Origin of the sequence: Paenibacillus allorhizosphaerae (assembly GCF_042659105.1) — a bacterium.
GTDB lineage: Bacteria > Bacillota > Bacilli > Paenibacillales > NBRC-103111 > Paenibacillus_G > Paenibacillus_G allorhizosphaerae.
Map to the genome: position 1 here is coordinate 748,093 of NZ_JBHSRV010000001.1, position 15,132 is coordinate 763,224.

The 15,132-nt window shown below is 54.5% G+C and carries 9 protein-coding genes; 2 read left to right on the top strand and 7 right to left on the bottom strand.

The genetic code is table 11. The features are described 5' to 3' along the window. Nucleotides 1–2: 2 nt before the first annotated feature. From ACFQI7_RS03150 to ACFQI7_RS03180, 7 genes are all read right to left on the bottom strand, one after another. Complete coding sequence (locus ACFQI7_RS03150; protein ID WP_218096942.1) at nt 3–1,322, bottom strand: ABC transporter substrate-binding protein; 1,320 nt, start codon at nt 1,320–1,322, stop codon at nt 3–5. Between the two features lie 197 nt (nt 1,323–1,519). Continuing rightward, nucleotides 1,520–2,608, bottom strand: a complete 1,089-nt coding sequence (locus ACFQI7_RS03155) for a pectinesterase family protein (protein ID WP_230414603.1) — start codon at nt 2,606–2,608, stop codon at nt 1,520–1,522. A 2-nt stretch (nt 2,609–2,610) separates the two neighbouring features. Next, nucleotides 2,611–4,170, bottom strand: coding sequence for a glycoside hydrolase family 28 protein (locus tag ACFQI7_RS03160; protein ID WP_218096943.1), 1,560 nt, complete (start codon nt 4,168–4,170; stop codon nt 2,611–2,613). Nucleotides 4,171–4,384: 214 nt separating this feature from the next. Next, entirely contained in the window at nt 4,385–5,506 is a 1,122-nt protein-coding gene (locus tag ACFQI7_RS03165; RefSeq protein ID WP_218096944.1) for a GerAB/ArcD/ProY family transporter, read from the bottom strand. 225 nt (nt 5,507–5,731) lie between these two features. Beyond that, nucleotides 5,732–6,973 carry a DegT/DnrJ/EryC1/StrS family aminotransferase gene (locus ACFQI7_RS03170; RefSeq protein WP_218096945.1) on the bottom strand — a complete coding sequence of 414 codons (1,242 nt, stop codon included), beginning with the start codon at nt 6,971–6,973 and terminating at the stop codon, nt 5,732–5,734. A 34-nt stretch (nt 6,974–7,007) separates the two neighbouring features. Further along, the gene (locus ACFQI7_RS03175) at nt 7,008–8,276 is read right to left on the bottom strand and encodes a DegT/DnrJ/EryC1/StrS family aminotransferase (protein WP_218096946.1); all 1,269 of its coding nucleotides are present in this window, start codon (nt 8,274–8,276) and stop codon (nt 7,008–7,010) included. Beyond that, nucleotides 8,257–9,999: a polysaccharide deacetylase family protein gene (locus tag ACFQI7_RS03180; RefSeq protein ID WP_218096947.1), complete on the bottom strand. Its 1,743-nt coding sequence runs from the start codon at nt 9,997–9,999 to the stop codon at nt 8,257–8,259. The genes ACFQI7_RS03175 and ACFQI7_RS03180 overlap by 20 nt, the downstream gene beginning before the upstream one ends. Nucleotides 10,000–10,197: 198 nt before the next feature. Here ACFQI7_RS03180 and ACFQI7_RS03185 point away from each other — a divergent pair, with 198 nt between their 5' ends. Beyond that, nucleotides 10,198–11,574: an extracellular solute-binding protein gene (locus tag ACFQI7_RS03185; protein WP_218096948.1), complete on the top strand. Its 1,377-nt coding sequence runs from the start codon at nt 10,198–10,200 to the stop codon at nt 11,572–11,574. A gap of 75 nt (nt 11,575–11,649) precedes the next feature. Next, entirely contained in the window at nt 11,650–14,991 is a 3,342-nt protein-coding gene (locus ACFQI7_RS03190) for a DEAD/DEAH box helicase (RefSeq protein WP_218096949.1), read from the top strand. Nucleotides 14,992–15,132: the final 141 nt, after the last annotated feature.

Here is a 15,132-nt window from a genome sequence, read left to right on the forward strand (position 1 = left end):
TATTATTTGTTTTTCGACTTTACATCGTTAACCGCTTTGTTCGCCGTCTCTTCGATTTTGCGGAACAGCGTGTTCATATCCGTACTGCCGAGCGCCGCTTCGTGAATCGCATCCTCGTAAGGCTTTTGCGCGTCCCCTTCATAATTCGACTTGGTCGGCATCGGCGCATACTTGTTGAAGAAGACCGCGCTCAAGTTTTTATCTTTGACCTTGCTGTCCTGGCCCAACATTTTCTTGATCGCATCGTCCTTAAGGGAAGTCATCGTGCCGCTCTTCACTTGCTTCGTCTGGTAATCCTTGTCGGTCAAAAATTTGATGACCTGCATCCCTTCGTCCTTATATTTGCTCTGCGCCGTGACGCCCCAATAGAACGGATACGCTTGTGAACCAATGCTAGGGGCATCCTTGAAGGTCGGCAGCGCGGCAATGTCCCAGTTCAATCCATCGGTCCCCGTCGTGGCCCACTCGAAGTCGGACAAGTATGCGAACATGGCCAAATTGCGGTCTTTGTTCCATTGATCCTTGTACGGCAGTTTATTTTTGATGCTTTCCATCACTTTCTGGTATCCCGGATCGGTAGACGTGTTCACGAAGTACGTTTGATAAATTTGCTTCCATTTTTCATTCGCATTGATGGTTGCTTTGTCCGTCTTCGGATCCAGCATCGTAAGCGAGAATTGATTCGCTCTCAGCAAATGCGACGGCGATCCCACAAAGCCTAAATACTGCTTGCCGCCTTCGGATCTCGTCAGCTTCTTGGCCGTTTCCGTCAGTTCGTCCCACGTCATGCCGTTTTTCGGATACGATACGCCGAATTTATCGAAAATGTCTTTATTATAGAACAGAATGACGTTCTGCGACCAAACCGGGATGCCGTAGATTCCTTTTCCGCCGGACATCGCTTTCGCATAGTCGATCATCGTCGGCTCGAAAGCGTTCACGTCGACATTGTGCTTTTTGAGCAGATCCGTCATGTCGTATCCGATCTGGTACGTATTGACCGTATTGAAGAAGTTAACGCTTTCATAGTAAATATCGATCGTCTGCCCGGCGGCGATCAGCTCGTTAATATTCGTCCCGGTTCCTTTTTTAATATATTTGATTTTAATGTTCGGAAACTGCTTCTCGATCGGATCGGTGAATTTCGCTTTGACCTCTTCCTCCGAGGTGGCCGCCGTCGAATAAAGGACGAGCTCCACCGGCTCCTTGCTAGCGGCAGGCTGCTGCGTCGATCCTGCCCCGGGCTGCTCCTGCTTGGCGCTGCATGCGGACAGCAAAGCGATGAGTACTGCGGATGAAACCAACAAACTTTTTCTTATCATGAATAAACCTCCCTTTTTTATTTGAAACCCTCTGGAAAGCGCTTTATTTGTAAGCACAAATTAACAGTAACATAATAAAAGTAGCCAATCTTTAGTGAAATTTGCGCTTTTATTAAGAAAATTTGCGATAATTGTTCTCTTATCGCCCGTGCCGCCAAACAATCGACATTAATTATGTATGCGTTTTCTGTATGCGTTTACGAAACGGGATCTCGAAACGCCTGCGCCGGGTTCCAATGGTCCTTTCCGCCCAGCACTTCGTGCACTGTCAGACTTGCGGCTTGCTCATCGTTCCATTGCGAAGACCAGCCGACTCTCGCATCGGGATTCGCTCCAGGCCCGGTACTTCGGTGTTCGGCGTATTTCGCCGTCTTCTCCTTCTCGGGATCGCCCCAATTGTGCCAGCCCTCCGGCTTGATGTGCGCATCCATCCAAGCGTTCGTGAATACAACGCGGGCGAACGGCCGCCACGGCCTGCCCAAATAGACGCTAGCCGCTTCCGTATTGCCTGTCAGAGGGCAATCCTTGAACACGTACCCGTATTCGGCGTTTTCCGGCGTATTGGCCGCGGTAACGAATCCCGATCGTGTACTGTGAATGACGCATTGATCGAAAAAGGCGGTTGCCGAGCCGAAGATGTAATCGACCGTGCCTTCGATGTAACAGTCTTTGTAATACTGGCGGCCCTCGCCTGGCGTATATAATGTATCCTGATGCCCGATGATCCTTACGCTGCGGAAGGCCGCTCTGTCACCCCTTACGTAAAGCGCCACCGCTTGCCCGGCGGCAGGTCCCGCCGTATTGCGGAACGTTATATTTTCCGCCGTGAAATCATCCGCGTAAATAAACGTACTGGAGCTGCCGGTCGTCCCGAGTTCCTTTCCATCCGCCCCTTTCTTCGATGCGTAATCCCCGTACGTAAGAACGGTACGCTCCTTGCTTTCTCCTTCGAAGCGAATAAAACGTTTCCCGGCAGGAACGGTTAGCTTTTCTTCGTACACGCCGTTTTTAATATAGATCGTAACCGGCTCCCGATTCGCGGCAGGAACGGCGTCGACCGCCGATTGAACCGTCCGGTATTCGCCCGTACCGTCGGCAGCGACGACATAACGTTTGCTCATCTTGGGCACTCCTCCTTGTTGTGACGGGGATGGGTCGGCCGCTTCCGCGGGAACGGCCCCTTGTCCCACCGGTTCTGAACTTTCATTCGCGCAGCCGGATACGGCGATCAGACAAAGACCGCAAATCACGGCTCGCCGCACAGGCTTCCAGCGGATCGGGCCCATTGCTACAACCCCTTCACGGCACCCGGCTTTACGTCGCCCGCCAGCCTGAGCGTCGCCGCCGCTTCCCCGAGCTTCGAGTCCGAGAATTGAATGCCTTCCGATTTCGAACCGGATACGGAAGCAAACAGATCGGCTTGCCCCGCCGTGCCGCATTCCCGGAACGTCACGTTCCGGCTGTCCGTAATGTCCCACACCGTGCCGGACTTCGGCAGTACCGTCACCCGTTCGAACACGATATCCGCCGCATTCTTACACTCAACGCCGTGATCCGCCTGGATCAGGACGTTATGGAACGACAGATGCCGTATCGGCATTTCCGGAAGCCCCTTCAGTTCAATGGCCGTACCGGCTCCGACACAGTGCACGTCCTCGATGTCCATGCCGCGGAATACGGGCGTCTCTTCCGAAACGGGCACTTCGCTCGTATCGCGCTGTTTTTGCTCGTAAAACATATTAAAGCTGATCGCCGCACCGCCGATATCTTTCATGCGGATATTGCGGATACGAATATGCTCCACGACGCCGCCGCGGCCTCGGGTGCTCTTGAAGCGAAGCCCGCAATCGGTGCCGACGAACTCGCAATCGGAAATGTCCATATACCGCGCGCCGCCGGACATTTCGCTGCCGATAACGAAGCCGCCGTGTCCGTGAAACACCGTGCAGCGCCGCACCGTGACATATTCGACCGGTTTGCCGAGCAGCCGGCCTTCCTTGTTCTTCCCGGATTTCATGCAGATTGCGTCGTCCCCGACGTCAAACGCGCTGTCTTCGACCAGTGCATGGCGGCAAGATTCCAAATCCAGCCCGTCGCCGTTCTGGGAATACCATGGATTGCGAACGGTCACGCGGCGGATCGTTATATGTTCAGAGTCGAACAAATGCAGGTTCCATCCGGGTGAATTTTGGAACGTCGGACTATCTAACAAAATGTGCTTGCAGCCTCTGAGACTGAGCAGCACCGGCCGTAAATACGATCGGTACGGAACATAATCGTCCGGATTGTGATTCCCCGACGCGGTCAGCTCCGCAACTGCCTTTGCCCCCTGCATCGCTCCTTCGTTCGGCCACCAAATTCCGGTTTCTTGGTCGACCGCTCCTCCGGAGCGAAGCAGCGCATTCCACTGAATTTCCGTCATTTTGAATCGTTTGACCGGTCTCCAGGCGTCCCCGTTGCCGTCAAATATCCCTTCACCTGTAATCGCGACATGCTCCAGCCCGGTTCCGTGCAACGGAGGCGTAGACCTTACCGCTTGATTCCCTTCCCAGCGGGATACGATCAGCGGGTAATCCTCGGCGTTCGGGCTGAACGTAACGAGTGCGCCGCGCTCGGCGTGCAGCTCAACGTAGCTTTTCAGCCCGATCGGGCCGGTAAGCCATATACCTGGCGGGATGACGACTTTTCCTCCTCCGGCCGCTGCGCAAGCATCGATCGCACATGCGAAAGCTGCGGTGTTTATCGTGATTCCGTCCCCGACAGCGCCGTAATCGGTAATATGAAATTCTGCCTTCGGAATTCGCGGAAGCCGAACCTCGGGCATTTGGAAAGACGGGACAGCAAGCATCGTGGAGTTCCTCCCTTTTCTGTTATCCGCTTTCATTGTAGGTCAATTTTTTATTAAAATCTTTACTGCTTATTGTCATTTCGCCGCAATTATTTCAAATACTTGTTCATTTTCCACCGGCGATTCGGAACATGGATACGGAAGCGATTCACAAAAAAAAGCGACAATCGCTTCTCGAACAGAAACGTTGTCGCAAATTCCGGGGTCCGCCAAATTATGTTTTGGAGCTATTGTTATTGTTTTTTTTGAGTGCGACGATGAGCAGAATCGTCGGAATGACACAGCCCGTGACCAGGCCCGTATAGCTGAGAAAGTTGCCGAAAGCGTTCAATTCACTTTGATCCTTCGGCACGAAGGAGGCCACATAAACAAACGGGGTCAGCATAAAAATCCAGTTTCTTTTGTTCATGCGCGGAAAAACGGATTGCAGACCGACAACGGCCACGTCCAGACCGATCATCGCCGTACTGATGATAGCCATAATCCATACGACGAAAAACACGGATTCAAACCGTTCAAAGATCATGCCCAGCACTTGAATTTCGTTGTATTTCGCCAGTTCGATCGACGGGAACGGTACGTTGCTCGTCACCTCCAGTCCCAGAACCGCTATCGTAACCAAAAAGAAAACGAGGTAGAGTACAACCGGAATGCCCATGCCGATAACGGCCAGTTTCACGGGTTTCCGGGGCTGTTTCATCAGCGGGATATAAAACAGCAAAAATTCAAAGCCGACAAACGAAAACGAGCTAACCTTCACACCCTCGAGAATTTGTTTCCAACTTGACGTCCAGAAGGGCAACAATCGTTCGGTCTCGACAGATCTAATGCTCATTGCAAGAACAATGAGTGCGATCGTAATGATAATCGGCAGGAACATCAAATGAAGCCGGAATAATCCCGCCCGCTTCCCAGCCACCGCATAGATGACGACCAGCAAAAAAACAAGCGCGATCACTTCCGGAGGCGTTCGGTGAAATAAATACATCGTAGCGATTTCCGCCATCGCTCGCGTCTCGTACGATACCCACATTAAGAAGTTACCGGCCATCGCCATACAAATGAAAAAGGCCGCCGGTTTGGATAGTAAAGCAGACCCGTATGCCAGCAAGCTTTGACCGGGAAACCGGTATGCGAGCAAAATATTAATCAGACAAAACGCAATGGCGCCCAGTCCGCCGATCAGGATGGAAATCCAACCGTCCGACGAATGCGATGTGCTCGCCACCGTATTCGGAATCGTAAGCAAGCCTACGGCAATAACCCAGGAAGGAATGGAATATAAAATTTCCCTGTAGCCTATATCATTGTCTTTGCCGTATTCAAAGGGTTTCATATTCGCTCTCCCCCTTTCGCTGTTTCCCCGAAACGCATTGAATCCGGTACGATATAGTTTTCCCATTTTTCCCATTCCATAAGCGGATCGGATAAACACAGGCTTGCCCAAACATAAAAAGGCAGGTGCCTTGTTCGGCAGCCTGCCCATCCATTGCAGAAGGAGTTCTCTTTCAGCAGCTATCAAAAAAATCACTTCTATAAGCAATATGCGTTTTTTCGCACGTTACCGGCTGTAATATTCCGCAACCTTCCGGATGGCTTGAACGGTCTCTTCCAAATCCTGTTCGGTATAAAACTCATTGACCGGCAGGCGTACCGCCGTCTCCAAGATCGTTTCCGCCACCGGACACAACCCCTGCTCGTAAGAGGCCGTCGACAATTCAAACGGAAAATGACTGTTTAAATAAGCTTGCTTGTTCTGAAACAACGGCTGCATATAGACGACCTTCGGAATGTAGCCGGCTGAATTCGGAATGCCTTCCGCGGCCAGCGCCTTGGAAAACTCGTTACGCGTGCAGCTGAGCTTCGCCTCGTCCACCCGCAGCATATAGAACCAATAGGAACTCCAGGCATCCTCTGTAATGCGGTGCGGCTCAATCCCCGGCAAGTCTCGAATGCCTTCCGTCAGCCGGTCGCCGTACCGGTGCCGCTGCTCGCATATCCACGGCAGCTTCTTCAATTGGGCGATGCCGACCGCCCCCTGAAGCTCCGTCATCCGATAATTCGGCGCCAAATACGTCAAGTCGCGAGATACCGCGTCGCCAAACCGCTGATAGTTTTTATCGGCGAAGGCATGGGCGACATAGTAATCGGCCTCGCTGCCGGAGTTGACGGTTACGATGCCCCCGTCGCCGGTCGACATATGCTTAAAGTCGTTCGTGCTGAAGCACCCATAATCACCGATCGTGCCGGCGAGCCGTCCTTTGTACCGGGTAAGATAGCTTTGCGCGCAATCTTCGATCACTTTCAGGCCGTGCCTGCGCGCGATATCCATGATCGCATCCATATCGCAAGGATTGCCGGCCAAATGTACGGCAACGATCGCTTTCGTTTTGTCCGTAATGCGCGCCTCTACGGATTTCGGGTCCATGTTGTACGTATGCGGGTCCAGGTCCGCAAAGACCGGAATTGCGTTTTGATATAAAATGCCGACAATCGTCCCCTGATCCGTAATCGGGCTCGTAATGACTTCGTCTCCGACGCTGATCCCGGCTGCGCCGAGGGCGACGTGGATCGCCGCCGTCCCCGAAGAAACGGCTACGCTGTATTGGACGCCGTACAATTCGTTGAAATCGTGCAGAAATTGCTTTACTTTTTTGCCGCCGTGATAAAACAACGTGTTTTGCTCGAGTGCCTCAAGCAGCTCCTTCGCTTCCTCAAGCCCGAATCGCTTGCCTTTGCCGAACGGCGACGTTTTGGCTTTCGCCCCTCCATGCAGCGCCAGCTTACGCTCCCGGTTTTCCATCCCGATCCCTCCCTGCCCCTGTACGAATTCGTAATTATACCTGAACGAAAAAGTGCTTATATACTTTTACGATGCCTTCCACGATTTCGCGAGCATCCTGATCCGTCAGCGTCGGGCTGACGGGCAAATAGACGGTTCGCGGTATCAAATCGACCGCATTCGGACACATGTGTTCCGTATAGACGACCGGCTGTTCGAACGGGTAATTGAACGGAAAGCTGTCTTTCTCCGCCGTCCGCTGATGGAACAGCTGCGGAATCATATAAACGGGTTTGCCGCCGTACAATATATACACGCCGATTCGCTCCGCATGGAGCGCCTTCACAAACTGCTGCGCCGCTTCGGCGGAAGGCAAAATCATGCCGAGATTCGAACCGATATCGCCGTCAGGATCCGCCAGCTTACGGAACTTCATCGTCGGCAGCTCCGCCGCAAGCGATTCCCGGATGAATCCGCATTGCTTCTTCATCGCGGCAACGATGCCGTCCAGCTTGTTCCACTGCTCTACCATGACCGCTCCCGTCAATTCGCTCATCCGGTAATTTTGGCCGATAAACGCGTTCGTTTCTTCGGGAGAATCCATGTCGTAACGGGCTTTTTGCCGGAACATCCCTTGGTCGTGGTAGCGCACCGCCCTGTCGAATAACTGGGGATCGCGCGTCACGAGGGCGCCGCCTTCTCCCGCCGTTATGATTTTGTTCATTTGGAAGCTGAACACGCCGATATCTCCGATCGTGCCGGTGTACGATCCTTTATATTTCGCGCCGCACGACTGTGCGACATCTTCGATGACATACAGGCCGTGCTTGCGCGCAAAAGCCATGACCGGGTCCATATCGACGGGATTGCCGAGAATGGAAACGGCGATGATGGCCTTCACTTCATCGTCCATGACCCGCTCGAGATCGCGCGGATCGAGGTTCAGGCTTTCGTCGACATCGACGAACACCGGCACGGCTCCCGCGCAGACGACGGCGCCTGGTGTCGCGAGGAACGTCTTGGCGGGGACGATCACTTTATCCCCGTAACCGATACCTAGCGCTTTCAGCGCTACGATCAAGGCGGCGGTGCAGGACGTAACGCCGAGCACGTAAGGGACACCGAGGTCTCTCGCCATCGTCTCTTCCAGCGTTTGAACCGACTGCTGCATACCGGGCCCGTAATACCGGAACGGGGACCGGGCGAGTATCGTTTTGGACGCTTGCTCCGCCTCTTCCGTTCCCATTACCGAAGCGCCGGGATAGTTCGGAGGCAGCGGCTTGCTGCGCGCGGGTGTACCACCTTCAATGGCCAGTTTGGACATGCAAATCATCCTCTCTTTCGATAGATCCGGCTTCGGAACGAAGCGGTCTTTTTACGCAAACGACGCCGAAATGCAATTCCGTGCCTTCTTCCTTCTCCGCCGTTCCATGGGGCACGGGAACCCAGGCCACTGCGCCGGCAGGAATAGACTGCCCGGCCACTTGTACGGCTCCCTGATCGTCCAGGCCGGTAATGTTCAGCTTTCTGCGTGCACGCTGCCAATCGTTGATCTGTTTGCCCGTCCAGAATACGAATCCGTGCTTCCTCGCTTCGGATACGACGCGGCGCAGTGCGTTTCGCACAGACTCCTGCTTATAAATATGAATCTGGTGGAACAGAAAATGCGCAACCCCGTTTACGCCGGCGACCCCGTTCAAAAACGGAGCAATGACGCTGCTGTCGGCCCAATGGTCGGATAAGTCCAGATCCTGCGTCAAAAAGCCGATTTCAAGCACGTCGTAACTACGATTTCGGTCGTTCGACCAAGCGATCGGAACATACGGATGGCAGGTGCCGAATAAAAAACCGACGTTGCCTTTCTTGCTCGGCCCTCTCGTTTGATCGCTCTGAATGCCGTGTGCCTCGCAAAAGGCGAACAGCTCGCCCCAGCCCTCAAAGCGCGTGTAATGATTCTTATTGGAGGCGACTTCGGTCAGCTCCGCCGCTTCCGTCAGCCATGCGAATTGGCGGGCGAATTCCTCGGCGCCCCACCGGCCTTTCTGCGATTCAAGCGCATTGTAATGAAAAGCGAGCTCGTGACCGTCGCTCTTGATTTGCTCGTACACCGGCTTACTGTATCCGGGCTCCAGCATGCACCACGACGATTGAACGCCGACCTCCTTCATCAGCTCCAGCGTTGCCTGCGCGTACTCGTCCTTGTTGCCGTCGCTGTCATGAGAGATCATCGCGACGCGGTCGACGCCTTCCGGCCAGCAGCCGATGAACGGCAGCGTCAATCCTTTTCCGGCGGCGAGCCGCAGCAAATGGCCGATGACGATTTCGCGCCAGTAATCGGCATAGGGATAGGCAAAGTAGGGCACGCCGGTCTCCGTCGTCTTCCGGTCCCATTCCCAATCCATCGCCGTCTGATCGTCCGCTTTCAATATTCCGTCGTTGAGCGGAGCGCTTCCGTCGGGTGCAGGCGCGCCGTCTTCGAGCACGGGCATGCCTCCCTGCTGCAGCCGGACGATCGTATCGATCACGTCGACGGCGAAGCGGTCGAGCGAGCCGGCGCCGATCCGGAAGCTGTGCCGCGCCGCGCCGGCGCTTACGCCGTTCGGTTGCGAGACGGCAATGGTCCCGAACTCGCTGCAAGCCGCAGGCTCCTTGTCTTCACGCCACGGCTGCGCCCGAAGAAACCGTACGGCTTCGGCCTTCGAATAATGTTCTCCCCACATGGCATACCCCGCCCCGACAGGACTGGCCGAGGCATAGCCCAGCTTGGAGGCAAGCGCATTCACACCGCCGTAAGAAATCAACGACCCGCCCTGCTCGGCGTAATCCCACAGGACGGAAACGGTATGCTCGCTTTCTTCCGTCAACGCCGCAATTACAATGTCGTATGGCCGCTGCTTCAACTGTTCAACATCTTCAAGCCATTCAAACGGAATGCCTGCGTCGTTCAACAGTTCGCCCACGTAACGATCAAATGCATTCAACCCGTAATGCCACCGGCGCTCCGCTGCTTTGCGATCAAAGAGCACCCCTAGTCGGGCCATTTTCATGGAAACCATCCCCTCCAGTTGCTGTTATGAATTAAATATATGTATCATACTTGTATTATATTTTAATTCGCCATGAAATACCATATGTAACCGCAAAAAAATCGGATGCCTGTGTATTTCGCCCCCTTTCCGTTTATATTCGCTTGGATCTGATATATAATGAGTCATATTTACTAATAGAATGGAAGAATGATCGATATGAGACGCGAAAATGAATTTCGGTATACGAAGCTTGCCAATATTTTGCGCGAGCAAATTTTATCCGGCTATATTAAGCCCGGCGAATATTTGCTGTCCGAGAACGAACTATGCAAACATTACAGCATGAGCCGCACTTCGGTTCGAAAGTCGCTCGACCAGCTGCTAAAGGATCGTCTGATCGTCAAAAAAGTCGGGCAAGGCACGGTCGTGTCTCCCGATCTTGTCGTTCCCGTCAGCGAGCGCAAGGTGCTGCGCGTGCTCGCCACCTCTCCATCCCATTTTGCCGACAGCTGCATGCAGCACATTATCGATGTGTTTCAGCAAAAATACAGTCACGTCGACGTGAAATTCATGAGCTTTCCGACGCTCGATTTCTGGGAGTCGATCCGTGCCAGCAGCGACATGGGGCTGCAGCCCGACGTTATTTTTGCCGGGGACCGGCAGTGCCTCGAATCCGATCTGGGGCAGGACGCCTTCCTTGATCTGCAAGGGCCGCTTGAACAAAGCTTGCAAGCGATGTACCCTCGAATGGCAGGAGCGTTTCGTCAGGGGCAAGCGGTCATCGCCGCGCCGGTCACTTTCTCCACTGTCTACTTGGCGTATAACCCGCAGTTGTTTGATGCATACGGCGTCGAAAGGCCGGGCCCGAACTGGACGCGGGATGATTTTGTCGAAGCGGCCCGCAAGCTGACCGTAGATACGGATGGAGACGGCATTGTCGATCAATATGGTTTTTCCGTGAATTCATCTTTTAACCGCTGGCCCGTCATTGCGCTGCAGAATGGCGTACGGTTCGACAACGCAGACGATAAAGAGCCGCTTATCCGGACGCTTACCTTTATTCACGATCTTCTGTACCGATACCGGGTCGCTACGAACTCCGCCAAATTTCTGCGAAACTCCGATGCTTTCGTTCGCGGCAAATCCGGCATGGTGCTGACCACCTCGATCGAGCTGGCCGGATGGCGTAACGATCAGCTTGATTTTGAGGCGCAGGTGGCTCCCCTGCCGTTCGGAGAGGAGAAGGCGACGCTGCTGATCGCCAATGCGTTCATGATCCCATCCCGCTGCAGCGACCCGGAGCTGGCCGTAGAATTCGTGCGAACCGCGCTCGATCCGGGGCTGCAGGAGTCGATCGGCCGAAGCTCTCAATTTTTATCCGTGCTCCGAACGGTCAATGAGGAGCTGTGGGACAAAGAGACGCTCGAGTCGCTCAACATTAAGGACGACCGGATCGAAAACAGCCATTTCCTGTTTGAAATGATTCCCGATTCGAGCCGGATCGAAGAGCTCGATGCGGCGCTCGGCTTGTATTGGGCAGGACTTGAATCGGCGAATGCCGCGGCCGAACGGTTGCTCCGCAAGCAAGGCTAGGCAGCGGTATGCAGAAAAAGCTGGAGTCCTCCAACAACATGTTCCATTACAGGCTCCGGAGGAAGGAAGTAAGCGATGGGTTTTGAACTGACGAAGCGAATGATTAGGCAGCTTTGCGGCAATCTCAGTTATGAGCGGGGAGAAGGCTATTATCACGAAGGCAAAGTGAGCCTTATAAATTCCGATCATGATGCTAACGTGTACCAAGCAGTGGTCAAAGGGAAAAGCAAGTACGAGGTTACGGTCCGGATCGATGCCGACGGCGATGTGGACGCGGAATGCGAATGCCCCGCTTACGATTCCTACGACAACTACTGCAAACATATCGCCGGTGTGCTGTTCCATATTTATGATGAGCTGCAGGCAGGCAAGCCGCCAGGCCGATCGTATCCTTCCCTGCTGCATCCCGAAAACCGGATTCCGCAAGAAGACGGACATTTAACCCCGAGATACGCACGGAGCACCCCTTCGCCGGAACCGGGATATTCGGGAATATCGCCGAATGAATCGCTGCTGATGACTCGCGTGCTGGGGCTGTTCAGCAACCGGTCGCCGCGGCCAAGCGGGATGCGGACACGGTTTGATGCCAGAACGCCGCTTGACGTGGAATTCATCTGCAAGCTTTTTCCTTACGGATACCGCAAACACATGTTCGGAGTAGAACTCAAAGTCGGTCCCAAGCGGCTGTATATCGTGCAAAAAATAAGGGATTTTTTGTCCAGCGTGGAGCGGAGAGAGGCGTTCACCTTTACGAAGCAATTTTTGTACGAGCCGGAGCTGCATTGCTTTCAAGAGCATGACGATGCCGTTATCCGTACATTAATCGAAATCCTCCATCATGAGAAAATGTATCGCGAATCGTCGAACCCCTATGCGCATCCTTCCCATGCGGCGGGCGGCGACCGGATGCTGCTCATCCCTCCTTTTCTGTGGGATACGCTTCTCCCCCGGCTGCTTGAAGCGTCGTCGGTCAAACTGGAGCAAGGCGGCAAAACGTTCGACGGCATCATCCTGTCCGACGAGCCGCTCCCGCTCCGCTTCGAATTCGATCAAGCGCGATCGGACGGGTATGAGCTGGACATTCACGGGCTGGACGACATTATCGTGATGGAATCCTACGGCGCCGTCCTCCATGATGGAAAGCTGCTGAAGCTGCAGGAAGGCAGCGGCCGGCAGTTGACGGAGCTGAAACAAATGCTCGAAACTTCACGCAAGCAGCAAATCCGGATTCCTCCGGAGCAGATGGAGCCCTTTATGGAAAAGGTCGTCCCCGGTCTGATGAAGCTGGGAAGCGTAAGGATCGCTCAGGCGGTGTCCGATCGCATCGTGCAATCGCCGCTGAAGGCGAGGCTGTACCTGGATCGGGTCAAAGACCGGCTGTTGGCCGGACTTGAGTTTCAATACGGCGATATCGTCGTGAACCCGCTCGACGCAGCCGGCTCCGGACGGGGAGAAGGCCGAATATTGATGCGGGACGGCGAGCGGGAAGCGCAAATCCTGTACCTGATGGAGCAAAGTGACTTCGCCCAAACGGAAAGCGGCTATTTCCTGGATGACGAGGATGCGGAGTATGAATTTCTGTATCATACCGTTCCGCAATTGGAGAAGCTGGCCGACATATACGCCACAACCGCGGTAAAAGAGCGGCTGTACGTCGGGAATACGCCGCCGAAAGTTACCGTAAACGTGGACGAGAGAACCGACTGGCTCGAGTTCAAGTTCGATCTGGATGGCATTCCCGAAGCGGAAATCCGTAAACTGCTGCAGTCGCTTGATGAAAAGCGCAGATATTACCGGCTCCCGAACGGAGCGCTGATGCCGCTGGAGACGGCGGAGTTTCAGGAAATTGTCCGCTTTATGAACGAAGTGGGCTTGCGCCAGCAGGATCTGAAAGCGGCGGACATTCGTCTGCCGGCCATCCGCGGACTTCGCTTGATCGATGCAGAGAAGCAAGGCCATGCGGTCAAGCTCGGAAAGTCGTTCCGGCAGCTGCTCGATAACATGCGCAACCCGGACAATCTTGATTTCCCCGTTCCCGAGCCGCTTGTTCCCGTGCTGCGGGATTATCAGAAATACGGGTTCCAATGGATGAAGACGCTGGCGTATTATCGATTCGGCGGCATCCTTGCCGATGATATGGGGCTCGGCAAAACGCTGCAAAGCATCGCCTTTCTCGTCTCCGTGCTGCCCGGCATCCGTGAGGAGAAGCTGCCGGCAGTCATCGTCTGTCCCGCTTCGCTCGTATACAATTGGCGGAACGAGCTGAAGAAGTTCGCTCCGGACATTCGCGCGGTCATCGCCGACGGAAGCAAGGCGGAACGCAGCCACGCCATCCATGAAGCAGCTCTGGTTGACGTGATCATTACGTCGTACCCGCTGCTGCGCCGGGACATCGAGCTGTATACCGCCCAACCGTTCCATACGCTCATCCTGGACGAAGCGCAAGCTTTCAAAAATCATGCTACGCAAACGGCGCACGCGGTGAAAAGCATTCAGGCCCGATACCGTTTCGCCCTGACCGGAACGCCTGTGGAAAACTCGCTAGAGGAGCTGTGGTCCCTCTTCGATGCCGTGTTCCCCGAATTGTTTCCGGGGCGGAAGGCATTCAACGAATTGTCACGGGAAACCGTGGCGAGACGGGCTCGTCCGTTTCTGCTGCGGCGGGTGAAATCCGACGTACTGAAGGAACTGCCGGAGAAGATTGAGACGCTGCAAGCTTCCGATCTGCTGCCCGACCAGAAGAAGCTGTATGCCGCCTATCTTTCAAAGCTGCAGCAGGAGACATTGAAGCATTTGAACGCAGAAGCCTTCCATAAAAACCGGATCAAAATATTGGCCGGCCTAACCCGCCTTCGCCAGCTGTGCTGCCATCCGGCCCTATTCGTCGAAGATTATGCCGGAAGCTCGGCCAAATTCGAGCAGCTGTTGGAAATCGTGGAGGAATGCATCAGCGCAGGAAAACGGATGCTCGTCTTCTCGCAATTTACAGAGATGCTCGCCTTGATCGGCCGTGAGCTCGGTTACCGGGGCGTACCGTTCTTTTACCTGGACGGCCAAACCCCTTCGGCGGAGCGGGTGGAACTGTGCAGCAAGTTTAACGATGGGGCGCGGGATTTGTTCCTGATTTCCTTAAAAGCCGGCGGCACCGGACTGAACTTGACCGGAGCGGATACCGTCATCCTTTACGACCTGTGGTGGAACCCCGCCGTGGAACAGCAAGCCGCTGACCGCGCCCATCGTATCGGACAGAAGAACGTCGTGCAGGTGATCCGGCTCGTGACGCAAGGCACGGTTGAAGAGAAAATGTACGAGCTTCAGCAAAAAAAGAAGCATCTCATCGAGGAAGTCATTCAGCCCGGCCAGGAATCGCTGTCCACTTTGACAGAGGCGGATTTGCGGGAAATATTGATGATATGACAAGCAACGGCTTGACCTGTATCTGGGATAGATCAATATCCCGCAGGTCAAGCCGTTTTATTGGGCCAGCGTCGATTCCGCAACCGCGTCCGGCGGAGCATGCCACAGTGCCCGCCCCGTCGAGCTGCCGTCTCTCGAACA